Here is a 24713-nt window from a genome sequence, read left to right as displayed (position 1 = left end):
CGTTTAGGCTGTCACTGTGGATTACGTCGAGCACATCGTGGACCTCGTGGGCAACACCCCGCTGGTCAAGCTGAACGCACTGGCCGAGGGGCTGCAACCGCTCATCCTCGCCAAAGTCGAGTACGTCAACCCCGGCGGCAGCGTCAAGGACCGTATCGCGCTGCGGATGATCGAGGCCGCGGAGCGCTCCGGCGAGCTGAAGCCCGGCGGCACCATCGTCGAGCCGACGTCCGGCAACACCGGCGTCGGGCTGGCCATGGTGGCGCAGCGCAAGGGGTACAAGTGCGTGTTCGTCTGCCCGGACAAGGTCAGCGAGGACAAGCGCAACGTGCTCAAGGCCTACGGCGCCCGTGTCGTGGTGTGCCCGACAGCGGTCGCGCCGGAGCATCCTGACTCCTACTACAACGTCTCCGACCGCCTCGTGCGTGAGATCGAGGGCGCCTGGAAGCCGAACCAGTACGCCAACCCGGAGAACCCCGCCAGCCACTACCACTCGACCGGCCCGGAACTCTGGCGCCAGACCGAGGGCAAGATCACGCATTTCGTCGCCGGCGTCGGCACGGGTGGCACGATCTCGGGCACCGGCAAGTACCTCAAAGAGGTCAGCGACGGCCGGGTCCGGGTCATCGGCGCGGACCCCGAAGGCTCGGTCTACTCCGGCGGCTCCGGGCGCCCGTACCTGGTCGAGGGCGTCGGTGAGGACTTCTGGCCGGACACCTACGACCGGAACATCGCCGACCAGATCATCCCGGTGTCGGACGCGCATTCCTTCGACATCACCCGCCGTCTCGCGCTCGAGGAGGGGCTGCTCGTCGGCGGCTCGTGCGGCATGGCCGTCGCCGCCGCGCTCAAGCTCGCCGAAGGGCTCGGCCCGGACGACGTCGTCGTCGTGCTCCTGCCCGACGGCGGCCGCGGCTACCTCACCAAGGTGTTCAACGACGACTGGATGTCCTCCTACGGCTTCCTGCCGCCGGATTCCAGCGGCGCGACCGTCGGCGACGTCCTGATGAAGAAGAGCGGCTCGCTGCCCAGCCTGGTGCACAGTCACCCGAACGAAACGGTCGCCGAAGCGGTGGCGATCCTTTCGGAGTTCGGCGTCAGCCAGATGCCCGTGGTCAGCGCGGAACCGCCGGTCATGGCGGCCGAGGTGGTCGGCGCGGTCAACGAACGTGACCTGCTCGAAGCGCTCTTCACCGGCAAGGCGCAGCTGGCCGACAGGCTCGAACAGCACATGTCGCCGCCGCTGCCGACCATCGGCGCCGGTGAACAGGTGGGTTCGGCGATGAACGCGCTGTCGGGCGCCGACGGCGCGTTGGTGCTGGTCGACGGCAAGCCGGCGGGCGTGGTCACCCGTCACGACCTGCTCGCGTTTCTCGCGGGACGCTAAAGAGGCATTCCATCGGATGGCCGGGCCGGGGCGTTACGAGCGGCCCACCCGGCTATCCGATAGCGTATTGGGTGAGTTGAACTTTTATGTCCTCGTCAAGGGGGTTCAAGACCCAAATGAGTGCTCCGCAGCCACCGAATCAGCCTTGGGGTGGCGCCCAGCCACCGCAGGGACCCCCGAGTGGCCCCCAGCCGCAGCAAGACAACCCGTTCGGTTCCCCGGAACCGACCCAGGTGGTGCAGCCCGCGCAGCCCGACTACGGGCAACCGCAGTACGGGCAGCCTTCGTATGAGCAGCCCCAGGGTGGCGGGTTCGGCGACACGCCGGAGCCCACGCAGGTCGTGCAGCCCGCCCGTCCCGGCGGTGACGCGACACAGGTCGTCCAGCCGGTGCAGCAGGGTTCCGGCGACGCGAACGCCACCCAGGTCGTCCAGCCGGTGAGCGGTGGCGGGGAAGCCCCCGGCGCCGACTCCACCCAGCTCGTGCCGCCGGGTTCGCAGCCGCCCGCCATCCCGTACGCCCCGCCGCCGAGCGCGGCCGACAACCCGGCCGCCGGTGCCTACGGCGCCCAGGGTGGCGGCTTTGGTCAGCAGCAGGGCTTCGGTGGGCCCCAGTCGGGCGGGTTCGACCCGTCGCAGGGCCAGCAGCAGCCCGGTTTCGGCCAGCCCCAGCAGGGGTTCGGCGGGCAGCCGCAGGGCGGTTTCGGCCAGCAGCCCGGTTTCGGCGGACCGCCGCAGGGCTACAGCTCCGCTCCCGCCGGTGGCGGCGGCGGGAACCCGATGTTCGGGTTCATCGCCGGTGGACTGGTCGGCCTTCTCGGTCTTCTCGCGCTGATCTTCAGCTTCGTGTACTTCGGCGACGCGAGCGACTACTCCGAAGGCCTCGGCAACGCGCCGAGCGACGAGGCACTGCAGCAGTTCCTCGACAAGGCCGGGACGGTCGGTCCCGGCATCGTCTGGCTGTACGTGATCCTGCTGCTGGTCGCCTCGCTCATCGCGACGGCGTCCGGTGCCGGTCTCGCACTGGTGGGCAAGCTTCCGGCCTCGCTCAAGAAGATCGTGCCGATCGCGGTCACCGCGTCCGGTGCGCTGTTGTTCCTCTTCGGTCTGCTCCTGCTGCTCGGCACGACGCCGTCGGAGGAGTTCAAGCGTGAGCTCGGACCGCTGGGTGACAAGGTCGGCATCGGCATCGGCCTGCCGCACCTGATCTTCGGCATCCTGATCCTGATCATCGGTGTGCTGGGCCTGATCCCGGCGACCACGAAGTTCGTCGGTCTCGGTGGCGGCGGCTCGGCGCTCGGCGCCACGCAGAGCGGCCAGCCGGGAGGTTTCGGCGGTCCGCCGCAGGGCGGCTTCGGTCAGCCGGGGCAGCCGGGTCAGCCCGGACCGTACGGTCAGCAGCAGAATCCCTACGGCCAGCCCGGTCCGTCTTCGGGCGGGTTCCCGCAGCCGGGCCAGCAAGGCGGTTTCGGCCAGCAGCACCAGCAGCCCGGCCAGCCCGGCGGTGGCTTCGGTCAGCCGGGTCAGCAGCAGGGCGGTTTCGGTCAGCAGCCGCAGCAGCAGGGCGGCTTCGGCCAACCGCAGCAGCAGGGTGGTTTCGGGCAGCAGCCTGGTCAGCAGGGGCCGCCCAGTGGCGGTTTCGGCCAGCCGGGTCAGCAGCCCGGCCAGCCGCCGCAGCAGTGGTGATCAGCAGCCACTGAACGGTTTCGTGCAGAACGCCCCCGGCCGGTCGGCCGGGGGCGTTCTGTTTCCGTCGATGTCTTCCGATTCGTCCTCCACGACCGGGTCCACCGGGCTAGGGTGAGCGCCGTTGACCGACACCCGGCTGATGGGGGCGACGTGACCGGCCCGTACGGAGATCCCGCGCAGCAGCCCGGACCGGCCGGTTTCGGATATCCCGCACCGCAGGCGAGGCCGGCCGGAGCGACGGCGATCATCGCCGCACTGCTCGGGCTCGTCGCCGCGGTCGCCGCCGGGTACCTCCCGATCTACTTCTTTCTGAAGCTGCCGTCCGGGTTCAGCATCGGCGATCTGCCCGGTCTCGTGCTGACCGCGTTGGGCCTGTACCTGCTGGCCGCGCTGTTCCTCCTGGTCGGTGCACTGTCGGCGTTCTTCCGCTCGGTCGCCGGCGCAGCGCTGTTGATCTTCGGCTCACTGATGGTGATCGCCGCCGTAGTGATGGAACCGTTGGCGTTCAACGGGACCTACGGCGTGTACTTCCGTACGCAGTTCGAGTTCGAGTCTTTCGTCGCCATCGTCCGCGTGGTCATCTTCGCGGTCGTGCCGTTCACGGTGATCTTCGCGATCATCCCGCCGACGCTGAAGTATCTGCGCTGGCGGCCTGCCCCGGTCCAGCCTTACCGGCCGCAGAACCAGTTTCCGCAGCAACGCGGTCGGTGAGACCCTGAGGAGTCCGGCGGTCGTCCGCCGGCTCGACTTGGGGGAGTTCCATGAGCCAGAACCAGTCTTCGGCGACCGCGATCGGCGCGGCCGTCCTCGCTCTTCGGCTGGGGGGAAGCCGCTCGGCCGCACCCTCGTGGTCGCCGGGGCGGCGCTCGGGCTGGTAGCCACTCTGCTCGTCGACGGGGATGCCCGGGCCTACTTCTTCGCCGAGGTGGACGGGCAGCCGACGGTCACGAACGACTTGGTCGCGTTCATGCTCTTCGCCATGGCCCTCTCCGCTCTTCGGATTGGCTGGAGGGAAAGCGGCGTGATGACGAAGAGCCCGTCGAAGCAGGATCGGCTTCCCGGCCGGTAGCGGGGCTGACAGGATGAGGCGAGGATCTCGACAGGGGGAGCGATGACGTATCAGCAGTACCCGCCGCAAGGCGGCTATCCGCCACCCGGCGCCTATCCGCCACCCGGAATGGCGCGGAAGCCGAACGGTGCCACCGGCGTCATCGCCGGGATCCTCGCGATCCTCGGCGGCGTGTGGTTCTTGTCCGGTCTCGTCCGGGCGATCATCCTGCTGATCAACCGGGTGCGGTCGTACTACATCGTCGGCGGGATCCTCGACCTCGCCGTCGCGGTGCTCCTGCTGATCGGCGGAATCCTGTTGCTCCGGCGCAAGAGCGTCGGGCGCATGCTCGTCGTGATCGGCGCGGGCGCGGGAATCTTCTTCGGGATCGTCCTTGTCGTTCTGCGCGCGACCGGGGTGGGCTTCTTCTACGTGTACGGAGGAGTCTCGGTCGCCTACGGATTCCTCGGACTGATCGTCCAGTTGCTGATCCCGGCGATCGCGACCATCGTGCTGGCGTTGCTCCCGCCGACCGGCCGCTGGCTCGCGGCCGGGAAGCAGCCCGCGGCGTTCATGCCGCCGCAGAACTTCGGGTATCCCCAGGCGCCGCCCGGATACCCGCCTGCCGGTTATCCGCCGCCGCCGCAGCAGGGTCCGCCACCCGGCCAGTGGTGAGTTCGATCCCAGACGATGGGATCCCGGGGTGGTGGTCGTACCCTTGACGGTATGGCCGACGACTACTCTCTGCTGGGCTTCGAGACACGCGCGATCCATGCCGGGCAGACCCCTGATCCCCGGACCGGCGCGGTCATCGTGCCGATCTACCAGACGTCGACCTACGCGCAGGACGGCGTCGGCGGTACGCGCGAGGGCGACTACGAATACTCGCGTACCGCGAACCCCACCCGCACCGCGCTGGAGGTCGCGCTCGCGGCGCTGGAAGGTGCCCGGCACGGCCTGGCCTACGCGTCGGGGATGGCGGCCAGTGACGTCCTGTTGCGGGCGACGCTGCGTCCCGGTGACCACCTCGTGCTCGGCAACGACGCGTACGGCGGCACGTTCCGGCTGATCGACAAGGTGCTCAGCCTGTGGGGAGTCGAGCACACTGTCGCCGATCTCGGGAACATCGCCGAGGTCCGCGCCGCGATCCGGCCGGAGACGAAGCTGATCTGGTGCGAGTCGCCGACGAACCCGATGCTGGGGATCGCCGACATCGCCGCGCTGGCCGAGGTCGCGCACGGCGCCGGCGCCCGTCTGGTCGTCGACAACACCTTCGCCACCCCGTACCTGCAGAACCCGCTTTCGCTGGGCGCGGACGTCGTCCTGCACTCGACGACCAAGTACCTCGGCGGGCACTCCGACGTCGTCGGTGGCGCGATCCTGACCAACGAGGACGAACTGCGCGAGCAGCTGTTCTACCTGCGCAACGCGGCCGGTGCGGTGCCCGGCCCGTTCGACGCGTGGCTGACGCTGCGCGGGATCAAGACGCTGGCGCTGCGGATGGAGCGGCACAGCGACAACGCCGAACTGATCGCCCGGATGCTGCTGAAGCACCCGAAGGTCGAGCGCGTCTACTACCCGGGCCTTCCGGAGCACCCGGGCCACGAGGTCGCTTCGAAGCAGATGCGACGCTTCGGCGGGATGATCTCGTTCACCCACGTCGACGGCGAGCAGGCCGCGCTCGACGTCGCGTCGAAGACGAAGCTGTTCATCCTCGCGGAGTCGCTGGGCGGTATCGAATCGCTCATCGAGCACCCGGGCCGGATGACGCACGCGAGCACCGTGGGGTCGACCCTGCAGGTGCCGGACAACCTGCTGCGCCTGTCCGTCGGCATCGAGGACGGCAGCGACCTGGTCGACGACCTGGCCAAGGCCCTGGGCTGACCGCCGCCGAGCCCAGAGTGGGAGCAAGGGACCTTTGCTATCGTTAGCGTAGGAATGCTAACTAAGTGACAGCAAAGGTCCCTTGCTCTTTTCGCGCTGGTCAGCGCGGTGTGGTGGGAGGAATCGCCCGGTTACGGGCGGAAGCTGCCGGGCTGGACGCCGCCGACTTCCGAGTCGGCTTCGTGCGTGGTCCCCTGCGGCGCGGCGGGCAGTTCGGAGCCGTCGACGCAGCCGCCGACGAGTTCGATGTGATTGTCGTGCCGGATGTACTGGCCCGGGTCCACGCAACCGGCGCGATCGACCGTGTAGACCGCGGCGCCGGTCAGCAGCGCGGCCGAGGTCAGGGCCAGCACGGCCGGCAGTAATCCGGCGGAACGGGTCGCCCGGACCCTGCCGATGTTCCCCCGTGCCATGCGCGCTCCCTGGTCGCCTTCACCGCCGTCGTCAAGGGTACCCGGACAGTGAACTTGTCACGTGACGTATCCGCCAGGTGGCATCATCCGGTCATGGAACTGGTCGGCGTCGAGAGGGTCCGGGCGGCCCGCAAGCTGCTGGAAGGCGTGACTCGCGTGACTCCCATGGAGCACGCCAGAGATCTTCGGAAGCTCCATGGCGGCCCGGTCCACCTCAAATGCGAGAACCTCCAGCGCACGGGTTCGTTCAAGATCCGCGGGGCGTACACCCGGATCCACGGCCTGTCCGCCGAGGAACGCGCCCGCGGGGTGGTCGCGGCGAGCGCGGGCAATCACGCGCAAGGGGTCGCGCTCGCGTCGGCGCTGCTTGGGACGAAGGCGACGGTCTTCATGCCGCAACGCGCGCCGCTGCCGAAACTCGCCGCCACCCGCGGCTACGGCGCCGACGTCCACCTGCACGGCGAGGTACTGGAGGAGACCCTTGCCGAGGCGATCGCGTTCGGCGAGCGCACCGGGGCGGTGTTCATCCACCCGTTCGACCACGCGGACATCATCGCCGGGCAGGGCACCGTCGGGCTGGAGATCCTCGACCAGGTCCCGGGTGTCCGGACAGTGTTGGTCTCGACCGGAGGCGGCGGTCTGGTCGGCGGGGTCGCTTCGGCGGTGAAGGCGCTCCGGCCGGAAGTGCGGATCGTCGGCGTCCAGGCCGAGGAAGCCGCCGCGTATCCGCCGTCGCTGGCCGCGGGCGAGCCGGTCCGGCTGCGTGAGATGCACACGATGGCCGACGGGATCGCCGTCGGCCAGCCTGGGCCGATCAGCTACGCGCACGTCGCCGAACTGGTCGACGACGTCGTGACGGTGACCGAGGAGTCGCTTTCGCGGGCGGTGCTGCTTTGCCTGGAAAGGCGGAAACTCGTCGTCGAACCGGCGGGCGCGGCCGGGGTGGCGGCACTGATGCAGCATCCGGGCGCCTTCGAGCCGCCGATCGTGGCGATTCTTTCGGGCGGCAACGTCGACCCGGTGCTGCTGCTCCAGATCGTCCGGCACGGGATGACCGCGGGCGGCCGCTACCTGAAGCTGCGGCTACTGGTGCCGGACAGGCCGGGCTCGCTCGCTTCGGTGCTTTCTCGCGTCAGCGAACTGGGCGCGAACGTCCTGGACGTCGAGCATTCGCGGGTTTCGGGGAGTCTCGCGCTCGGAGAGGTCGAGATCTCCCTCGCGCTGGAGACTCGCGGTCCTTCGCATTGCGCCGAGGTGGCGGAGGCGCTGCAGAAGGCGGGTTGGACGGTCGTTTGAGCGCGATGATGGGGCCTTTCATCGCAAAATTCGCCATGAAAGGCCCCTTCATCGCACGACAGGGGGCCTCGTCGCCTGTAGGGTGGCTGGTCCTAAGTGGACGGTTGGCCGGTGATGGCGGCGACCGCGAGTTCGCGTTCGGGCTCGCCGACCTCCGGCAGGGTGAACCGCAGCGCCCGGATGTGGGTGAGCAGTTCGGGATCGGGCGCCACGTCGTGCTCGCGCAGGTAGTAGGCGACCGCGCCCGGCCAGTACCACCGGCCGTCCGTGCGGAAGTTCAACGGCACCAACGGTTCCCGGTCGGGTTCGAACGCGTCGGCGTCATAGGTCCGTGACGCCAGCACGACCGGGGCGCCGTCGAGGTACTCCAGCACGCGGTCCCGCTCCGCGGGGGACAGCGGCTCGCGGTCCACCACCGGACGGCCTGATTCGTCGAGCCCGTCGTAGACACGCGGAGACTTCAAGGCCTCCGGCGTCTCCGCGGGCGGGGTCGCCACCAACGGCTCGGCGGGCTGGGCGGGTTCCAGGCCGGCCCGCTGCCGCAGCCACGGCGGGATGTTCTGCTCGGCGCGCGGGAAGAACCGGAGCTCGTCCTGGAAGCCGATCGGCGGTGGCGCCTGCCGCCACGGCGGCTCGACGTCCAGCAGGAAGTCCGTGCCGAGCACCGTCGCCGAGCCATAGACCAGGATCGCGCTCAGCCAGGTCCCCCGGCCGGGCTGGTACATCCCCGCACGAAGATTTCCGAGCAGCTGCACGGCTTCCGGGCTCGGCTGCACCGGGCGAGGCAGCCCGTCCTGACCGGTGACGAGCAGGTCGACCTCGACATGCCTGCCCGCCGCCCGGTACTCGACGCGCATCTGCTGCCAGCCCGGCGGCAGCGGGGTCGCGAGGGCATGGCCGATCTGCCAGACGAGCTGCTGTTGCTGCTGCTGGTTCAACGGCACCTGTGGTCGGCTCATGAGCCCTCCCTCTTCATCCGCGCCGACGTCACGCGGACGGGCGGGTGCCCTGGAGGAAGTTCGACGGCAGGTACTCCGACTCCACTTCCACGGACATCCCGACGGACTTGGCCAGCACCGCGATGGCGAGCGGGGCGAACGCGATGAAGCCGTCGGGCTCGTCGGCCAGGTCCTCGTCGCTCGTCCAGTACTTCCGGTGCTGTTCCAGCGCGCGTACCAGGGAGACGACGAACTTGTCCGAGTCGCGGCGGAGCAGGTAGTAGAACATTTCGACCGGCGGATAGACGAGCTGTGCCATGACGCGCGGCGGCGTGCTTCCCCCGGCGTCGGGGTCGGTGCCGTCCATGACGGTGTTGAACAGTTCGGGAGTGATCTCCTGGTTCGTCAGGAAGTTCCGGATGGTCTGCACCCAGGGATAGACATAGGCGTCGTGCTCGACACCCGAGGCCCGCAGTACTTCCTCCGGAATGGCGCACAGCTGCCGGACGAGGTCGTCTTCCCTGCTGACGATCGCGAGCCAGACGGCGGAAAGCCAGGCACCCGCGTTCGCATAGGACACCGGGCCGGTGGCCTTGAACCGCGAGGGTTTCGCGACCACGGCTTCGATCTCGCCTTCCCCGGCGGCGGCCGCGGTGAAGATCGCCGTCGCGGCCTGAGCCGAGGTCCGGAGATCCTCCCAGGTCTGCGCTTCCGCGGCCGTCGGGTCCAGAACGGACTCGTACTGGGTGAGCGCCAGTGCCCGGCCCAGGACGTTCTTCAACGCGGCCGGATCCTGCTCGACGTAGTCGATGTAGAAGCTGATCTGCGGAGCGAGGACGTCGAGGAGCTTCTGGACCGCGTCCCGGTCCACCGAGTGCCTCGGCACGGTTGTCATGAGTCTCATCCCTCGTTCGGCGTCGGCGGCGGCTCGGGCAGCGGCGATTTATAGCCGAACCCGCCGTACGGCTTGAAATCGTATCCGAGGTTCACATGCGGGGTGACCGACTCGTCGACCTGCGCCCTGATCTCGATGTAGTCGAGCCGCTTCTCCAGTTTCGCGCGCTCCAGGTCGTCGGCGAGGCCCGGATCCGTTTTCCTGGTCTTGGCCACGAGGTCGTCGTAGTAGTCCGGATGTCCTTGCCGGACAACGCGGTCTTCGGCCTTGAGGTAACGCGTGCTGGGCTTGCCGCCCGGCCCTTTCGCCTCGTGGACGACGTAGTGGGGGTCCTTGACGCCGGCGTACTTGACCTCCCAGATGTGGTCGAAATTGCCCGCTCCCGGCTTGCTGCCGTCGGTCGGGTGCCGGGGGGTGATGTCGGCGCGGACCTCACCGTTCGAGTCGACGATCTGGTAGCGCTGACTTCCTTCCGGGGCGTCCGGATGGGGTCGCACGTCGAATTGTTCGTCGGGGAAGGACGCGCTGAAGTCACGGTGCAGGCGGTCTCGGATGGCGTGGTTCGAAGCCTCCTCACCCAGTACTTCCGAAGCGTGGTTCTTCTCGCCGAAGGCTTTGGACCATTCGTCGGTCCCTTCGGTCGTCTTGTCGAAGTCGTCCTGCTTGAGGCGCCGTTCCTCGATCTTCTCGTCGATCCGGTCGTAGTCGCGTTCCCGCCAGTTCCGCGTGTCGACGTCTTCGCCCGGTGCGCGCTGGTCGGGAACGTCCGAAGAGGGGTCCTGCTGGGACGGACTCCGCGAGTCCCCGTCTTGACCATCCGAACCCGTCTCCGGCTTGTCCTCGCGCTTCGGCGGGAAGCTGTCCGAGCGGTCCTTGTCGAAGCCCTGGAATTCGGCGGGCGGACGTTCGCTCTTGAACCTCGGCTGGCCGTTGACCAGGTCGACCTGCGGCGGATTCGCGTCGTAGTCGGGGTTGTTGACACTACGGCGCGGGTTGATCCGCAGCTCAGGGCCGTCCTTGCCGGGATACTCGTAGTAGTTCGCCTTGATGTACTTCTCGTCGGCGATCTTCTGCCGCGGTGTCCGGCCGTTCTCGTCCGGCTTGTCCTGCCAGCCTGGCTGGCCCTCGTCGTCGCCGTCGCCGCGGCTGCGGGCGCTGTCGGCGTCCACGTCCTGCTTGTCCGCGTGCGAGGTGTCCGGCGTGAAGCCGTCGTCGCTCGCCCGGCGGGCGGTGCCGTCGGGGCTGTGGACGTCCCATTCGCCGTTCGGCGGGATCTTGGGCCGGGGGCGGCCGTCGGGCCCGATCTCGTAGTCGGACGAGAAGACACGCCCGTTCGAGTCGGTCCACGCCGGCTTGCTCGGCGCCATGACCTCGGTGTCGAGTTCCCGGGACAGACGGCGCGCGAAGTCGTTCGAGCCGGCGTCGCAGCCGATCAGCCTGATCGGGCGACCGTCGTAATCGCCGTTGCGGCGCAGGATGTCCGCGAATTCCTCGGGGGTGTAGGTGCGATTGCCGATCCGGGCGTGCCCGTCCGGGGTGACGTGCACGTCGACCGTGTAGCGGCCGTCCGGGTCCGGCTGGACGCGGTGCGGCAGGTCGCCCATGTCCGGGTCTCCGCGGTGATACGAGCTACCCGCGGGGGTGCCTTCGGAATGCCGCTGGTTCACCTCGTCCGGCGTCAGCGGCCGGTCCGGTTCGCCGTCGGGGCCGCGGTCATGCGGTGAGCCGTCGGGATGACCGTTCGGGTCCTGGCGCGGGCCGTGCCCGTCGGGACCGTGGCCGTCCGGCGAATGCGGCGGCCCGGAGTGGCCGCCGGGGCCGCGGCCGCCCGGTCCGGTGTTGCCGGGACCGGTGCCGCCGGGCCGGGAGCCGGGGCCGTGCGTGCCCGGCGTGCCGGTGTGCGGCTGCGCGCCGGGGCCGAAGTCGTTGCCACGGGCCACCGGTTGCGGCTGATGGGGCTGGTTCGGCCGCCCACCGGGACCGGTCTGGCCGGGACCCCGGCTGGGGCCGGTGTGGGTGTCGGGAGTGCGCGGGGCTTGCGTGTCCGGGGTGCGCGGCGAACCGGGCGTGCCGGTCCAACCGCCACCCGGCGGCCTGCCACCGGGCGAACCCGGGGTCCCGCCGGGAGTACCGCCGCCAGGCGCGCCCTGGGGCGGCATGCCGCCGGCCACCGGCTGACCCTGCGGCGGGACGCTGGGCGAACCGTCGCCACCGGTGCCGCCGCGCTGCGAGGGCACGTGTGACGGGCCGGCGTCGCCGAGCCGCGGCGCCGTGGGCGCTGTCCCGCTGGTCGTGGTGGAGCTGTCGGTCGGCCGGGTGGGGCTGCCGCCGTCGTTGCCGCCGTGGTGGCCGGGCGACGGGTCGGAACGCGGGGTGGGCGAACCACCGCCGTCACCGCCGTGTGTCCGGGGCGAACCGCCGCCGTCGCCGGTGTGGCTGGGCGAACCGCCGGTGTCCGCGCGCGTGGGGCTCGGTGAGCCGCCGTCCGGGGTGTGACTCGGGGAGCCGCCGGTGTCGGTGCGGGTGTGCGGTGTGGAGGCGGGTGAGCCGCCGTCGGGGGTGTGATTCGGTGAGCCGCCGGTGTCGGTGCGGGTGTGCGGTGTGGAGGCGGGTGAGCCGCCGTCGGAGGTGTGACTCGGGGAGCCACCGGTGTCGGCTCGTGTCTGCGGCGCGGGCCCGCTGTCCGCGCGGGCCGGGCTCGGCGAACCGCCGTCCGGCGCGCGGTTCGGCGTACCGGAATCGCCGGTGTTGGCCGGAGAACCGCCGTCGGACCCGGTGTGCGGAGCCGAGGTGTCGGCTCGGGCGGAACTGGGGGAACCGCCGTCGCCGGTGTGAGCGGGAGTGCCGCCGCCGGAGCGCGGCGACGAGCCACCGCCGTCCGGCGTCCTGCCGAGGTTTCCGTCCGATGTGGACGGTGCGTCGCCATCGCCCGCGTGGCCGGGGGATCCACCGTCCGAACGGGACGGGGAGCCACTACTGTCCCTTGTGGACGGTGAGCCGCCACCCTCGCCGCCGCGGGTGCCGGTGCTCGACGGGGAGTCGCCGCTGGAACCGTCGGAACCGTTCGATCCGTTCGAGCCGGAATCGCCGGAGCCGTCACCGGACCGGCCGGAGTCGCCCGAACCGCCCGAGTCGCCATCGGATCCGTTCGAGCCGTGGGAACCGTCGCCCGAACCGTTCGAGCCGTCGCCGGATCCGCTGCCGGAACCGTCGCCGTCCGGACCGTTCCCGGATCCCGTGCCACCGCCGTCGGGTCCGCCGGATCCGCCGCCGCGGCCGCCGCGCTGGACGAAGCCGCCCGGCTTGATGTTCTTGGGGTTGAGCGCGTCGAGGCCGGTGATCTTGCCCGCGATCTTGCCGAAGATCTTGATGATCTTCTCGAAGACGTCGACCAGCTTGCCGAGCAGCGGCGAGACGCGCCGCATCGCGTCGCACAGTTCCTTGAGCTTGTCGGCGATCTTCGCGGCCCACTTCGCGATCGCGGTGACGGCCTGCGCCACCACGATGGGTGTGCCGAAGCCGAGGGAGAACACCGTCTCCATGACCCACGCGATGAGCTTGCCGACCGCGTCCGCGATCAGCTGGCGGATGAATTCGCGGACGAACGCGACGATCTCGCCGAAGATCATCACGACGGTGCTGATGCCGCCCGCGACGGTCGCCGCCGCGCCGATCGCCTCCGCCTGCTCCGCGGCCTGTTTGCGGTACTGGTCGCCCGCTTCGCCGGTCCAGCCGGAGGTGCCGTTCTTGACCGTGTTCGAGAACTCGACCTGGGTGTCTTCCAGCTTCTTGGCGACGTTGCCCCAGGTTTCGGAGTACGACTGGATCACCGGCGGATCGCCTGCCACCGCGTCCAGCATGTCCTTCAACGGCTGCATGTGTTCCATCAGGAACGACGCCACCGACGACATCAGGTAGCCGAACGGGTCGATCGCCGCGCTGGCGATCTCGCCGGCGAGGCTCAGCACGCCGAGCCCGCCGCCAACCCAGTCGCCGTTCGAGATGCCGTTGAAGGCGTCCATGGCCGACTCGGCGACGCCGATACCCGCCGCGTAGCCGTATTCGCTGTTTCCGGCCGTCAAGGGGCCGGGGCCGTCACCGTCTGTCGGCGCCTTCGCGACGAGCGGATTTCCCTCGGGCATCAGTCAGGCACCTGCACGTTCTTCAGCTCCGCGGCGAAGTTCTCGTCCTGCGCGTGATAGGCGTTGGACGCCGACCGCACGTTGTTCGCCACCGCCGTCGCGGCTTCGACCGCCTTGGTCAGCGCGTTGATGCCGAATTCCTCGACCGGGTCGAGCATCATCCGGAACGGCTGGCAGATGATGCCGTACGCGTCGGTCGGCATGCTCACCTGTTGTGCGGCGTCGACCGCGGTACGCAGTCCGTCGGCGATGCCGTCGATCTGCTTCGCGTGCGCGTCGAGGTCGGAGCCGAGCTCGTAACCCTTGCCTGCCATGGTGTCTCCCCTCTACCCGGCCGGATGGAACGTCTACGAAAGGATGCTGCCGCCGAATTCGTCGTCATCGTCGTCCTGCGTGCGGCGGCGGCGCGGGATCGGCTTCGGCTGTGGCGGAGCGGACGAGGCGGGCGGCGGGGGCTCCTCCTCTTCGGGGCCGAAGCGGTGGTGCCGCTCGGGCTCCGGCGGAGCGAGTTCCTCCTCCGGCGGCGCTTCGGGGAAGGTGCTCTGGGCTTCCGCGATCACGCGGCTCGCCGTCTCGTCGGTCGTGCCGACCGTTTCGGCCATCGCCTGCTGCAGCAGTTCGGGGATCCGGGACTGCGCGAGCTGCACGAGCCGCATGACCTGCGCCGAGACCTCGGCCATCCGTTTGCCGCTCGCGGCTTCGGAGATGACCAGATTGGTGAGCAGGCCCTTGGCGTCGATGGTCACTTCGACGGTGTTGTCCTTCGACCGCTCCGTCACGGTCTGTCCCTGCATCCGCGCCGCCATCGCCTGATAGCGCGCGGCGGTCTCCTGGATCTGCTTCGTCCAGTTGTCCACCATCTGTTCGCTGGCGTCGACGTTGTCCGGCATCGGGACCCTTCCACAAGCTGCATGCTGACGTCTTCACACTGACGGTCCGAAGACGCCACCGGTTCCGGGGAGCGCTGAGATTTTAAGTGCTTGTCCGGTGTACCACCCCGGGCCGACAAAGTCGGGTCGCTCACGCAGCGAAAGGGCCCCTCACCGCACCAAATGCGATGAAGAGCCCTTTCGCGCCTGCGAACTGCCGGGGTCAGAGGTTGCCGCGGCGTTCCTGCTCACGCTCGATGGCCTCGAAGAGGGCCTTGAAGTTGCCCTTGCCGAAACCGAGCGAACCGTGCCGCTCGATGAGCTCGTAGAACACCGTCGGGCGGTCGCCGATCGGCTTGGTGAAGATCTGCAGCAGGTAGCCGTCCTCGTCGCGGTCGACCAGGATGCGGTGCTCCTTGAGCTTCTCGATCGGCACCCGGACCTCGCCGATCCGCGCGCGCAGCTCCGGGTCGTCGTAGTAGGAGTCCGGGGTGTCGAGGAACTCGACGCCCGCCGCGCGCATCGCCTTCACCGTCGTGACGATGTCGTTGGTGGCCAGCGCGATGTGCTGGCAGCCCGCGCCGCCGTAGAACTCGAGGTACTCGTCGATCTGCGACTTCTTCTTCGCGATCGCGGGCTCGTTGAGCGGGAACTTGACGCGGTGGTTGCCGTTGGAGACCACCTTGCTCATCAGCGCCGAGTACTCGGTCGCGATGTCGTCGCCGACGAACTCCGCCATGTTCACGAAGCCCATGACACGGTGGTACCAGTCGACCCAGTAGTCCATCTTGCCGAGCTCGACGTTGCCGACACAGTGGTCGACGGCCTGGAACAGCCGCTTCGGCGCTCCCTCGGGACGGACGATCTTGCTCTCGCGCGGCTCGTAGCCGGGCAGGTAGACGCCCGTGTACTTCGACCGGTCGATCAGCGTGTGGCGGGTCTCGCCGTAGGTCGCGATCGCGGCGATCCGCACCGTGCCGTGGTCGTCGGAGACGTCGTGCGGCTCCTCCAGGACGGTGGCGCCCTGCGCGCGGGCGTGCTCGATGCACTTGTCGACGTCGGCGACCTCGAGCGCGAGGTCGATGACGCCGTCGCCGTGGCGGCGGTGGTGGTCGAGCAGCGGGGAGTCGGGCTTGACGCCACCGGTGATCACGAAGCGGGCGGAGCCGGACTTCAACACGAACGACTTGCGCTCGAAGTTCCCGGTCTCGGGTCCGGAGTAGGCGATGAGCCGCATACCGAACGCGACCTGGTAGAACCACGCGGTCTGCGTGGCGTTGCCCGCGATGAACACCACCGCGTCCATCGACTTCACCGGGAACGGGTCGGTCGAAGAATCGTGGTCGACGAGGCCGACGAGCTGACGCAGCTGGTCATAGCTCACGTCGTCAAGAGCACCCTGGGGTTCCATTGTGTGCGTCATGCCCAGAAGCATCCGAGCGCGTGACAAAATGTGCAATGGTCAAAGATTTTGCTGCACACTATGCCCAGTGATGGCGGGGGTGGCGCTGTCATAGTGGACAACCTGTGTAGGAGGTAGGGGCGATGCCGGAAAACCTCGACGCGCTGGACGCGCGGCTGCTGCTGTTGCTCACCGACTCGCCACGGCTCGGCGTGCTCGAATGCGCCCGTCGTCTCGGCGTCGCGCGGGGGACCGTGCAGGCACGGCTGGACCGGCTGACCGAACGCGGGATCCTCGGCGGTTTCCCGCCGGAACTCGACCTCGCGGCGATGGGCTACGGCCTCACCGCGTTCGCCGTCCTCGAAATCGCGCAGGGGCGCCGGGCCGAGGTCGTGGCGGCGTTGTCCGCGATCGACGAGGTGTGCGAGGTCTACGCGACGACCGGGCAGGGCGACCTCTTCGTGCGGATGGTGGCGCGCGACAACGACGACCTGCAACGGGTGGTCGACGAGGTGGTCGGCGCGCCGTACGTGCGGCGGACCTCGACGTCGATCGCGTTGTCGACGCCGGTTCCGCCGCGCGTACGGCCGCTGCTGGAACGGCTGGCCCGGAGCTGAAGGCGAGTGGGTAGGGGGCGAAAGTGTTTCAGGTATCTACGGCGAGTTCGGTAGCGGCTGTGCCGTGAAGGCCCCCTTGAGGGCCCCCGTCCGTGAAGGCCTCCTTCCCTACCGTCAGGTCAGGGTCCCGGCAAAGTCGAGGTAGAGCTTGATCGAGCCGAGGTAGGGCAGGCCTGATTCTGGATGCCGCGGGGCTGCAGGTGCGGTTTCGGAGGAATGGCGTGAGTGGCGGTTCGGGTGGAGGGCCACTTGTGTCTTAGGTGCCTGCCATCGGGCGACACGCGTGATCCGACGGAGGGTACGCGTGAGTGAACGGAGAACACGCGTGTCCAGCCGGACGACACGCGACGAAACCTGCCGCTCCCGCGTGTCATCCACCCAGTCACACGTGTCCTCCGTCTGATCACACGCGCCATCCATCCAGCCACGCGAAACAGTGCAAGATGCCCAAATCGGGCACATTTGTCCCGAGAAGTGTCCCTTATGGACAGTCCGGACCTGGGTGAGGCCCCTTGCGTGGGCCCGCTCCCGCCGTGTCCACCACGACGCGTTCGTCTTGTCCCGCTATAGAGGTGCAGCCGACCAGCACTTATGCGACTCTGCCGGAACGCTGACGCTCAAGGTAGGGAAGGAGGCCTTCACGGACTTCACTCGGACAAGGCCCCAGGCCACGAGTAGGTACTTAAGAGACGGGGCGGTTAGAACCGTCCTTACCACTCACGAGTGTTAGCCGACCTGGCCCAGGTACCGCTTCGCCGACCGCTGGACCGCCGCGTGCCCGTCGGTGCGGATGATCGCGTCCCACCAGGCGCCGTAGATCGCCTCGAACGCGTACGGTTCGAGCATCTCGGCCGCGCGCCGGACGACCTCGGGGCGCTCCGGGATCAGGTTCGGGTAGCTGTACATCATGCCGACGAACCGGCGGTCGGGGATGACCTGCAGGATGTCGCCCGCGAGCACCGCGCCGCGGCCGTTCTCGCCACCGGGCCAGTGCAGCACCGTCCCGCCGTCGAAGTGCACGCCGAGGTTGAGCAGCCGCAGGTCGGGCGCGACGTCGAGGGTCGCGCCGCTCCACAGTTTGATGGCCGGGTCCTGCCTGCCGATCCACTGCCGGTCGTTCTCGTGCAGGTAGACGGGCACGTCGAAGGCGTGGGCCCATTCGACCATGGTGGTGTAGTAGTGCGGGTGGCTGATCGCGATCCCGGTGATCCCGCCGAGTTCGCGGACCCGCGCGACGAGGTCGTCGTCGATGAAGCCGGCGCAGTCCCACAGGAAGTTGCCGGATTCGGCCTTGACCAGCAGCGCCCGCTCGCCGATGGCGAAGTTAGGGGTGGACCCGACCCCGATGAGACCGGGGCCCTGCTCCTCGACGCGCGCGGTGTACGTCCCGCTCTCGCGCACGGTCTTCAGGTCGGTCCACCGCTGCCCCGCCTGCGGGACGTACTGACGTTCGTCCTCGCAGATCGGGCAGTCGGACCGGGGTTCCGCGTACTGCATGCCACAGGCGACACAGATCGGTAGCTCGCTCATCGTTTCCCTCCAGAATAATCCGGGGGTCACGCTAACGGCCCATATGCACGCCCGGCCATATCGGGCCGGGCGCGCGGTGTGCTCACTTGCCGGTGTAAGGAACGGCCTTGACGAGCGTCACCTTCTGGATGCTGCCGTTGGGCAGCTCGTACTCGCGGGTCTCGCCCTCTTTGGCGCCGAGCAGCGCCTTGCCGAGCGGGGACTCCGGCGAGTAGACGTCCAGCCCACCCTCGGTGCCCTCTTCGCGGGTCGCCAAGAGGAAGTTCTCGTCCTCGTCGTCACCGTCGTAGCGCACGGTGAGGACCTTGCCCGGTCCCGCGCTGCCATCGTTGGCGGGCGGCTCGCCCACCTTGGCCGAGCGGAGGAGCTCCTGGAGATGGCGGATGCGGGCCTCGTGCTGGCCCTGCTCTTCGCGGGCGGCGTGGTAGCCGCCGTTCTCCTTGAGGTCGCCCTCTTCCCGGCTATCGTTGATCTTCGCGGCGATGACCGGGCGGAGCTCGATGTAGTGGTCGAGTTCCTGCTTGAGCCTGTCGTAGGCATCCTGGGTCAGCCAGGTCACCTTTGTGTCGCTCACGGTCACCATCTCCTAGTAGGGCCTGCCAGGCTTGGGTGTACAAGCCGGCCACCAGGCCGACATGGCGCGCCGGTCTGGCTGAGATAAAGGAAAAACACGGCCCGTCTTGGGCCGTGCCGGTAGATCAGAGTAACACGGCGCGAGGCATCGCCGCCGGTCGAATTCGGTCGCGCCTCGGCGTTGGGCGCCCGTTTCACCCCGTTGGCCGCTATGGCCTTGACAGGTACCGTGGTACATCGTATGAGCACCCGAAGATATCAGCCGTGACCGGCCTTCCGATGCTCTTGATGGTGGTCGTCACCCGGCTGTTCTTCGAACCAGGCTGAATCAGTACTTCTTTGCGGCCGCTTTCCGCCCCGGCCTTGTCACGGACGCGGACGACGCAGACTCCAGGACGGTTCACATCGTCCCTGGTCACGTTGATGGTGATCTCCATCGCGTCGCCGGACACCTCTTTGAACGCGACGCGTTCGCCCTCGATGGGCGCGCTGCCGAAGTTCACGTACGCGACGTAGGCGATACCACCGCTGACCAGCAGCGCGATCGCGCCGAACACCAGGCGCCGCCAGCGGACGGGCCGCGCGTCGCGGGTCTTGCCGTACCGGCCTTCCGGCAGGTCCGTCCGGGTGCTTTCCGCGCTGGGAGCATCCTGTCCCGTGCTCAACCCGGGCCTCCCGGTTGGTGTCGTCGTGCTCGCAGGGACAATGGAGCCGTATGCGAGTGGTTCCCCTCGAGTATCCGCGTCCCGCCGCGCGGGCCGTCAGGCAGGGTCGCAGGGGAATACGGAACGAGAAGGGGACGTTCGGAGCATGGTGCTAGCCGAGGAACCGCCGAAGTCACGCCTCCGCCTGATGGCGGTGCACGCGCACCCCGACGACGAGTCGAGCAAGGGCGCCGCCACACTGGCCAGGTACGCCGCCGAAGGGCACGAGGTCATGGTCGTGACCTGCACCGGTGGCGAAGCGGGCAGTGTGCTGAACCCCGCCATGGACCGTCCCGAAGTCGTGGCCAACATGACCGAGATCCGCCGGGAGGAGATGGCCCGCGCGGCCAAGATCCTCGGCGTGAGTCACGCCTGGCTCGGCTTCATCGACTCGGGACTGCCCGAAGGCGACCCGCTGCCCCCGGTCCCGGAGGGCTCATTCGCGGTCATCCCGCTGGAGGAGTCCACCGGTGCGCTGGTGAAGGTCATCCGCGACTTCCGCCCGCATGTGATCGTCACCTACGACGAGAACGGCGGCTACCCGCACCCCGACCACATCCGCACGCACGAGATCTCGGTCGCGGCCTTCGACGCCGCCGGCGAGGCGGAGAGCTACCCGGACGCGGGCGAACCGTGGCAGCCGTTGAAGCTGTACTACGTGCACGGCTTCTCGCGCGCCAGGATGACGACCTTCCACGAGGCGCTGCTCGCGCGCGGCCTGGAGTCGCCGTACGAGGAGTGGCTGAAGTCGTGGGATCCGGAGAAGGCCGACGTCATGGAACGGGTGACCACCCGCGTCGAATGCGGCGACTACTTCGAGCAGCGTGACGAGGCCCTCAAGGCGCACGCCACCCAGATCGACCCGAACAGCCGCTGGTTCGCCGTCCCGCGCGACCTGCAGCGCGAGGTCTGGCCGACCGAGGAGTACGAGCTGGTCCGCTCACTGGTGGACAGCACCCTGCCGGAGGACGATCTGTTCGCCGGTTTGAAGGAGAAGGTGGGCTGAATGCACGCCGACGTAATTTTTCCCGCGGAGGCGTAATGATCACAGTCTCGGTGCCGGCGTTCGCCGTCGTTCCCGTGACGGCGGCGTCGCAGTTCCTGGCACAACAGCCCGGCAACGGCGACAACGGCGGCCAGGGCGAGGACTTCGGCAAGTCCTCACCGGTGGGGTTCCTGATCCTCATCCTGTTCCTGATCGCCGTCGCGCTGCTGGTGCGGTCGATGACCAAGCACCTGAAGCGGCTGCCGGAGAGTTTCGACGAACCCGCCACTTCTTCGGAGACTCCCGCTTCTGCTGAAGAGACGTCTGCTGACGAGGCGCCCGAGGCGAAGGCCGCCGAGGCGCCCGCCGTGAAGGCGGAGAAACCGGCCGCCAAGTCCGACTGAGCGCTGCTATGAAAGGTCCTTTCCTCGCAAAATTTGCCAGGAAAGGACCTTTCATAGCGCGCGCGAAGCGGGTCAGAGGCGCGGATCGACCGGATCCGACTCCAACGCCAGCACGGCGAACACGCACTCGTGCACCCGCCACAGCGGTTCCCCGCGCGCGAGCCGCTCCAGCGCCTCCAGCCCCAGCGCGTACTCACGCAGCGCCAGCGCCCGCTTCCGGTTCAGCCCGCGCTTGCGAAGCCGTTCGAGGTTTTCCGGCAGCGTGTAGTCGGGCCCGTAGATGATCCGCAGGTACTCGCGTCCGCGCACCTTCACTCCCGGCTGCACGAGTCCGCGCGTGCCGCGGGTCAGGTTCGCCGCCGGTTTGACGACCATGCCTTCGCCGCCAGCGCCGGTCAGCTCCAGCCACCATGCGACGCCGCGCGCCACCGACGCCGGGTCGGTGGTGTCGACGGAGAGGGTCCGCGTGCGCGTGAACAGGTCGCCGGTGAGCCGGTCCAGCAGCGAGAGATGCCACTCGTGCGGGCGGTCGTGGTACGACCGGCCCTCCGACGCCAGCAGCTGGAACGGCGCGAGCCGGACGCCGTCGAGGCCGTCGGTCGGCCAGCAGTAACGCCGGTACGCCTGCCGGTACGCGTCCACAGTGGACTCACGAAGCCGTGTCCGCGTCAGCAGCTCCGACACGTCGACCCCGCGACCGGCGGCGGCGTCCAGTGAAGCGACGGCGGCGGGCAGCACGGCCTGGGCCGCCGCGCCGACAGCCGCGTACTGGCTCGAGATAAGTGAACCCGCCTTCGCGCTCCACGGCAGCAGCTCCGCGTCGAGCAGCAACCAGCCGGTGTCCAGTTCCTCGAACAGTTCTGACGCTGCTTCGCGCACACCGTCGAGCAGTCGCGCGTTCTGCTCGGGCGTGAAGAACGGCCGCCCGGTGCGCGTGTACACCGCGCCGGAACCCTGGATCCCGAACCGGGCGGGAGCCACGTCCTCGTCACGGCAGACGAGCACGACGGCGCGTGAGCCCATGTGCTTCTCTTCGCAGACCACGGATTGGAGACCCGCCGCCCGGAACTCCGCGAAAGCCTCCTCGGGATGTTCGAGGTAGGCGTCCGAAGTGGACGTCGAACACGGCGCCATCGTCGGCGGCAGGTACGGCAGCCAGCGCGGGTCGACGGCGAAGCGGCTCATCACCTCGAGTGCCGCCGCCGACTGCTCGGCCGAAACCCCGACGCGACCGTGATGCACGGTTTGGATGATCCGCTTTCCGGTGACGTCGCCCAATTCCAGCACCGCGGGTTCACGTCCGCCCAGCGGCCGCTCCGGTTGAAGCGGACGCGCCGGTTCGTACCAGACCTTCTTCGCCTTGACGGAGACGACTTCCCGCTCCGGGTAACGCAAAGCGGTCAGCTTCCCACCGAAGACGGCACCGGTGTCGAGGCACATGGTCCCGTTGACCCACTCCGGTTCCAACGTCGGCGTGTGTCCATAGAGGACCATCGCGCTGCCGCGGTAGTCGCGAGCCCAGGGCAGCCGCACCGGCAAGCCGTATTCGTCGGTCTCGCCGGTGGTGTCGCCGTAGAGCGCGGTGCTCCGCACCCGGCCGGACGCGCGCCCGTGGTACTTCTCGGGCAGGCCGGCGTGCGCGACGACGAGCTTGCCGCCGTCGAGGACGTAGTGCGCGATGAGCCCTTCGCAGAAGGCCTGCGCCTTCGCGCGGAAATCCTCGTCCTGCGCGGAAAGCTGCTCCAGTGACTCCGCGAGCCCGTGCGTCACCTGCACCTTGCGCCCGTTCAGCGCGCGGACCAGTTTCTGTTCGTGGTTCCCGCAGACGACCAGCGCGCTGCCCGCCTCGGCCATCGCCATCACGCGGCGCAGCACGCCCGGCGTATCGGGGCCGCGGTCGACGAGGTCGCCGACGAAGACCGCGGTGCGACCGCCGGGATGCACGCCGTCGACGTAACCCAGCTCGGTGAGCAGTTCCTCCAGTTCCTCGCGGCAGCCGTGGACGTCGCCGATGACGTCGAACGGCCCGGTCAGCTCGCGGCGGTCGTTGCGCAGCGGCTCGACGACGATCTCCGCCTCGGCGATCTCGGCTTCGCTCCGCAACACGTGGACACGGCGGAAACCCTCACGTTCCAACGACTTCAGCGACCGATGCAGTTCGCCGCGCTGACGGCGGATGACGTGCTCGCCGAAGTCGCGGTCCGGCCGGGACTCGTTGCGTTCCTGGCAGACCTTCGACGGCAAGTCCAGCACGATCGCCGTCGGCAGGACGTCGTACTCCTTCGCCAGCTTCAGCAGGCTCGCCCGCGACGCGCGCTGGACGTTCGTCGCGTCGATCACGGTGACCCGGCCCGCTTCGAGCCGCTTCGCCGCGACGTAGTGGAGCACGTCGAAAGCGGCGGCCGACGCGCTTTGGTCGTTCTCGTCGTCGGCCACCAAGCCGCGGAAGTAGTCGCTGGAAAGCACTTGCGTCGGCGCGAAATGCGTCCGGGCGAAGGTCGATTTGCCGGAGCCGGAGGCCCCGACGAGCACGACGAGGGACATGTCGGGAATGGTCAGCTTCATGCCACGGCCTCCTTCTGAGACGTGAAGACCGCCAGTTGGGTCGGTGGTCCTGATTCTTGGGACTCGGGTCCTACCGGAAGGTGGCGGACCTCGTAGCCGTACCGCGCCGCGACACTTCCGGCCCACGAGCGGAACTGCTCGCGGGTCCATTCGAAACGGTGGTCGGCATGCCGGAACCGGCCCTCTTCGAGGAATTCGAAGTGCCGGTTGTACTCGGCGTTCGGCGTGGTGACGAGCACTGTCCGCGGTGCGGCGACGCCGAACACGGCGTGCTCCAGCGCGGGCAGGCGTTCCTCGTCGACGTGCTCGATCACCTCCATCAGCACCGCCGCGTCGTATCCGGCCAGTGCTGGATCGGCGTACGTCAGCGCGGACTGCCGCAACGTGATCCGCGACTTGTCTTTGAGTCGCTTCTCCGCGATGTCGAGCGCGCTCGCCGACACATCGACGCCGACGATCTCCGTGAACGACGGATCCTTCTGGAGTACGCGCAGCAGGGCGCCACTCCCGCAGCCGAGGTCGAGCACCCGTCGCGCGCCCGCTGCCCTCAGCGCCGCGAGTACGCTCCCGTGCCGCTGGACGGCCAGCGGTTCGGGCCGGTCCGGCAGTTCGGTGACCAGCGCTTCGGCCTCGGCAGGCACGTCGTCGTCCTCGGTGAGGCGATCGAGCGCGTACGAGACGATCGGGCGCCGCCGTTCGAGATAGCGGTTGGTGATCAGGTCCCGTTCCGGATGTCCCGCGAGCCACCCTTCACCGGCGCGCAGCAATTTGTCGGCCTCGTCATGGCCGACCCAGTAGTGCTTGTCACCGTCGAGTGCGGGCAGCAGGACGTACAAATGCCGCAACGCGTCGACGACTCGCAGGGTCCCGGTCAGCCGGAGGTCGACGTAACGGGAATCGCCCCACTGCGGGAATTCGGGATCGAGCGGGATGGTCTTCGTCTCGACCTGCCAGCCGAGTGGTTCGAACAGCTTGTGCACGACCTCGGTGCCGCCACGCGCGGTCAGCGAAGGCACCCGGATCTCCAGTGGAAATGCCTCGTCGACCAGCTCCGGCCGGTTCGCGCACCGGCCGGCGAGCGCCGTGGTGAAGACCGCCCGCAGCGCCACCGCCAGGTACGAGCCGCCCGCGTACGGCCGGTCGTTGACGTACTGGGTCAACGACGTCCCACCGCCGCGCACGAGGTCGATCGGGTCGATCTCGACCAGCAGCGCGACCGTGCAGCGGTCACCCGACGCCTCCGGGTAGAAGACGTGCGCCATCCCGGCCGAGAGCGTGAACGACTGTGCCTTCTCCGGATGTTTGTGCAGGAGAAAGCCCAGGTCGGTGGCGGGCGCGCGGGTGGTCGTCATGGTCAGCAGCACCGGGTGAGT

22 protein-coding genes are annotated in these 24713 nt (G+C 68.8%); 10 read left to right on the top strand and 12 right to left on the bottom strand.

Going from position 1 to position 24713, the window contains the following annotated elements; translation table 11 throughout:
* Nucleotides 1-16: 16 nt before the first annotated feature.
* From ACZ7KI_RS22165 to ACZ7KI_RS22140, 6 genes are all read left to right on the top strand, one after another.
* Complete coding sequence (locus ACZ7KI_RS22165; protein ID WP_465503708.1) at nucleotides 17-1387, top strand: cystathionine beta-synthase; 1371 nt, start codon at nucleotides 17-19, stop codon at nucleotides 1385-1387.
* Between the two features lie 116 nt (nucleotides 1388-1503).
* On the top strand, nucleotides 1504-3072 hold the full coding sequence (locus ACZ7KI_RS22160; protein ID WP_470275004.1) for a hypothetical protein: 1569 nt from the start codon (nucleotides 1504-1506) through the stop codon (nucleotides 3070-3072).
* Nucleotides 3073-3225: 153 nt separating this feature from the next.
* Nucleotides 3226-3786 carry a hypothetical protein gene (locus ACZ7KI_RS22155; RefSeq protein WP_470275003.1) on the top strand — a complete coding sequence of 187 codons (561 nt, stop codon included), beginning with the start codon at nucleotides 3226-3228 and terminating at the stop codon, nucleotides 3784-3786.
* Nucleotides 3787-3823: 37 nt separating this feature from the next.
* A complete protein-coding gene (locus ACZ7KI_RS22150; protein WP_470275002.1) occupies nucleotides 3824-4144 on the top strand; it encodes a hypothetical protein in 321 nt (106 codons plus the stop codon).
* A gap of 42 nt (nucleotides 4145-4186) precedes the next feature.
* Entirely contained in the window at nucleotides 4187-4798 is a 612-nt protein-coding gene (locus tag ACZ7KI_RS22145; protein ID WP_470275001.1) for a hypothetical protein, read from the top strand.
* 51 nt (nucleotides 4799-4849) lie between these two features.
* The gene (locus ACZ7KI_RS22140) at nucleotides 4850-6007 is read left to right on the top strand and encodes a cystathionine gamma-synthase (RefSeq protein ID WP_470275000.1); all 1158 of its coding nucleotides are present in this window, start codon (nucleotides 4850-4852) and stop codon (nucleotides 6005-6007) included.
* A gap of 131 nt (nucleotides 6008-6138) precedes the next feature.
* Here ACZ7KI_RS22140 and ACZ7KI_RS22135 read toward each other — a convergent pair whose 3' ends face one another.
* The gene (locus ACZ7KI_RS22135) at nucleotides 6139-6420 is read right to left on the bottom strand and encodes a hypothetical protein (RefSeq protein WP_470274999.1); all 282 of its coding nucleotides are present in this window, start codon (nucleotides 6418-6420) and stop codon (nucleotides 6139-6141) included.
* Nucleotides 6421-6513: 93 nt separating this feature from the next.
* On the opposite strand from ACZ7KI_RS22135, the gene ilvA reads away from it, so the two are divergent.
* Nucleotides 6514-7716, top strand: coding sequence for a threonine ammonia-lyase (gene ilvA, locus ACZ7KI_RS22130; protein WP_470274998.1), 1203 nt, complete (start codon nucleotides 6514-6516; stop codon nucleotides 7714-7716).
* Nucleotides 7717-7808: 92 nt separating this feature from the next.
* Here the strand turns inward: ilvA and ACZ7KI_RS22125 are convergent, their stop codons facing one another.
* The 6 genes from ACZ7KI_RS22125 to hppD all read right to left on the bottom strand — a co-directional run bounded on the left by ACZ7KI_RS22125 (nucleotide 7809) and on the right by hppD (nucleotide 15983).
* The gene (locus ACZ7KI_RS22125) at nucleotides 7809-8675 is read right to left on the bottom strand and encodes a ferredoxin (protein ID WP_470274997.1); all 867 of its coding nucleotides are present in this window, start codon (nucleotides 8673-8675) and stop codon (nucleotides 7809-7811) included.
* 28 nt (nucleotides 8676-8703) lie between these two features.
* Entirely contained in the window at nucleotides 8704-9549 is an 846-nt protein-coding gene (locus tag ACZ7KI_RS22120) for an immunity 49 family protein (RefSeq protein ID WP_470274996.1), read from the bottom strand.
* Between the two features lie 5 nt (nucleotides 9550-9554).
* On the bottom strand, nucleotides 9555-13691 hold the full coding sequence (locus tag ACZ7KI_RS22115) for a hypothetical protein (RefSeq protein WP_470274995.1): 4137 nt from the start codon (nucleotides 13689-13691) through the stop codon (nucleotides 9555-9557).
* Entirely contained in the window at nucleotides 13691-14005 is a 315-nt protein-coding gene (locus tag ACZ7KI_RS22110) for a type VII secretion target (protein ID WP_470274994.1), read from the bottom strand. Before ACZ7KI_RS22110 ends, ACZ7KI_RS22115 begins: the two co-directional genes overlap by 1 nt.
* 33 nt (nucleotides 14006-14038) lie before the next feature.
* Nucleotides 14039-14581: a YbaB/EbfC family nucleoid-associated protein gene (locus ACZ7KI_RS22105; protein WP_470274993.1), complete on the bottom strand. Its 543-nt coding sequence runs from the start codon at nucleotides 14579-14581 to the stop codon at nucleotides 14039-14041.
* Between the two features lie 202 nt (nucleotides 14582-14783).
* Complete coding sequence (gene hppD / locus ACZ7KI_RS22100; RefSeq protein ID WP_470274992.1) at nucleotides 14784-15983, bottom strand: 4-hydroxyphenylpyruvate dioxygenase; 1200 nt, start codon at nucleotides 15981-15983, stop codon at nucleotides 14784-14786.
* A gap of 122 nt (nucleotides 15984-16105) precedes the next feature.
* Between hppD and ACZ7KI_RS22095 the strand changes: the two genes are divergently transcribed.
* Entirely contained in the window at nucleotides 16106-16579 is a 474-nt protein-coding gene (locus ACZ7KI_RS22095) for an Lrp/AsnC family transcriptional regulator (RefSeq protein ID WP_470274991.1), read from the top strand.
* Between the two features lie 726 nt (nucleotides 16580-17305).
* Here the strand turns inward: ACZ7KI_RS22095 and ACZ7KI_RS22090 are convergent.
* From ACZ7KI_RS22090 to ACZ7KI_RS22080, 3 genes are all read right to left on the bottom strand, one after another.
* Nucleotides 17306-18109, bottom strand: a complete 804-nt coding sequence (locus ACZ7KI_RS22090; RefSeq protein WP_470274990.1) for an MBL fold metallo-hydrolase — start codon at nucleotides 18107-18109, stop codon at nucleotides 17306-17308.
* 82 nt (nucleotides 18110-18191) lie between these two features.
* Complete coding sequence (gene greA / locus ACZ7KI_RS22085) at nucleotides 18192-18692, bottom strand: transcription elongation factor GreA (RefSeq protein ID WP_470274989.1); 501 nt, start codon at nucleotides 18690-18692, stop codon at nucleotides 18192-18194.
* A gap of 199 nt (nucleotides 18693-18891) precedes the next feature.
* On the bottom strand, nucleotides 18892-19347 hold the full coding sequence (locus tag ACZ7KI_RS22080; protein WP_470274988.1) for a DUF4307 domain-containing protein: 456 nt from the start codon (nucleotides 19345-19347) through the stop codon (nucleotides 18892-18894).
* A gap of 145 nt (nucleotides 19348-19492) precedes the next feature.
* On the opposite strand from ACZ7KI_RS22080, the gene mca reads away from it, so the two are divergent.
* A complete protein-coding gene (mca, locus tag ACZ7KI_RS22075) occupies nucleotides 19493-20392 on the top strand; it encodes a mycothiol conjugate amidase Mca (RefSeq protein WP_470274987.1) in 900 nt (299 codons plus the stop codon).
* Nucleotides 20393-20430: 38 nt separating this feature from the next.
* A complete protein-coding gene (locus ACZ7KI_RS22070; protein WP_470275125.1) occupies nucleotides 20431-20775 on the top strand; it encodes a hypothetical protein in 345 nt (114 codons plus the stop codon).
* A 72-nt stretch (nucleotides 20776-20847) separates the two neighbouring features.
* Here the strand turns inward: ACZ7KI_RS22070 and ACZ7KI_RS22065 are convergent, their stop codons facing one another.
* Together ACZ7KI_RS22065 and ACZ7KI_RS22060 are read right to left on the bottom strand one after the other, a co-directional pair.
* Entirely contained in the window at nucleotides 20848-23340 is a 2493-nt protein-coding gene (locus ACZ7KI_RS22065; RefSeq protein ID WP_470274986.1) for a polynucleotide kinase-phosphatase, read from the bottom strand.
* Nucleotides 23337-24704, bottom strand: a complete 1368-nt coding sequence (locus ACZ7KI_RS22060; RefSeq protein WP_470274985.1) for a 3' terminal RNA ribose 2'-O-methyltransferase Hen1 — start codon at nucleotides 24702-24704, stop codon at nucleotides 23337-23339. Before ACZ7KI_RS22060 ends, ACZ7KI_RS22065 begins: the two co-directional genes overlap by 4 nt.
* Between the last annotated feature and the right edge of the window lie 9 nt (nucleotides 24705-24713).

It is taken from the genome of Amycolatopsis sp. NPDC039088, from assembly GCF_055598845.1.
This window is presented reverse-complemented; position numbering and strand designations above follow the sequence as displayed.

Bases quoted from the DNA above. Each gene is read 5' to 3' on its own strand.
- ACZ7KI_RS22160 (WP_470275004.1), top strand. From the start codon at position 1,504: ATGAGTGCTCCGCAGCCACCGAATCAGCCTTGGGGTGGCGCCCAGCCA.
- ACZ7KI_RS22145 (WP_470275001.1), top strand. From the start codon at position 4,187: ATGACGTATCAGCAGTACCCGCCGCAAGGCGGCTATCCGCCACCCGGC.
- ACZ7KI_RS22140 (WP_470275000.1), top strand. From the start codon at position 4,850: ATGGCCGACGACTACTCTCTGCTGGGCTTCGAGACACGCGCGATCCAT.
- ACZ7KI_RS22135 (WP_470274999.1), bottom strand. From the start codon at position 6,420: ATGGCACGGGGGAACATCGGCAGGGTCCGGGCGACCCGTTCCGCCGGA.
- ilvA (WP_470274998.1), top strand. From the start codon at position 6,514: ATGGAACTGGTCGGCGTCGAGAGGGTCCGGGCGGCCCGCAAGCTGCTG.
- ACZ7KI_RS22125 (WP_470274997.1), bottom strand. From the start codon at position 8,675: ATGAGCCGACCACAGGTGCCGTTGAACCAGCAGCAGCAACAGCAGCTC.
- ACZ7KI_RS22120 (WP_470274996.1), bottom strand. From the start codon at position 9,549: ATGACAACCGTGCCGAGGCACTCGGTGGACCGGGACGCGGTCCAGAAG.
- ACZ7KI_RS22115 (WP_470274995.1), bottom strand. From the start codon at position 13,691: ATGCCCGAGGGAAATCCGCTCGTCGCGAAGGCGCCGACAGACGGTGAC.
- ACZ7KI_RS22110 (WP_470274994.1), bottom strand. From the start codon at position 14,005: ATGGCAGGCAAGGGTTACGAGCTCGGCTCCGACCTCGACGCGCACGCG.
- ACZ7KI_RS22105 (WP_470274993.1), bottom strand. From the start codon at position 14,581: ATGCCGGACAACGTCGACGCCAGCGAACAGATGGTGGACAACTGGACG.
- hppD (WP_470274992.1), bottom strand. From the start codon at position 15,983: ATGACGCACACAATGGAACCCCAGGGTGCTCTTGACGACGTGAGCTAT.
- ACZ7KI_RS22095 (WP_470274991.1), top strand. From the start codon at position 16,106: ATGCCGGAAAACCTCGACGCGCTGGACGCGCGGCTGCTGCTGTTGCTC.
- ACZ7KI_RS22090 (WP_470274990.1), bottom strand. From the start codon at position 18,109: ATGAGCGAGCTACCGATCTGTGTCGCCTGTGGCATGCAGTACGCGGAA.
- greA (WP_470274989.1), bottom strand. From the start codon at position 18,692: ATGGTGACCGTGAGCGACACAAAGGTGACCTGGCTGACCCAGGATGCC.
- mca (WP_470274987.1), top strand. From the start codon at position 19,493: ATGGTGCTAGCCGAGGAACCGCCGAAGTCACGCCTCCGCCTGATGGCG.
- ACZ7KI_RS22065 (WP_470274986.1), bottom strand. From the start codon at position 23,340: ATGAAGCTGACCATTCCCGACATGTCCCTCGTCGTGCTCGTCGGGGCC.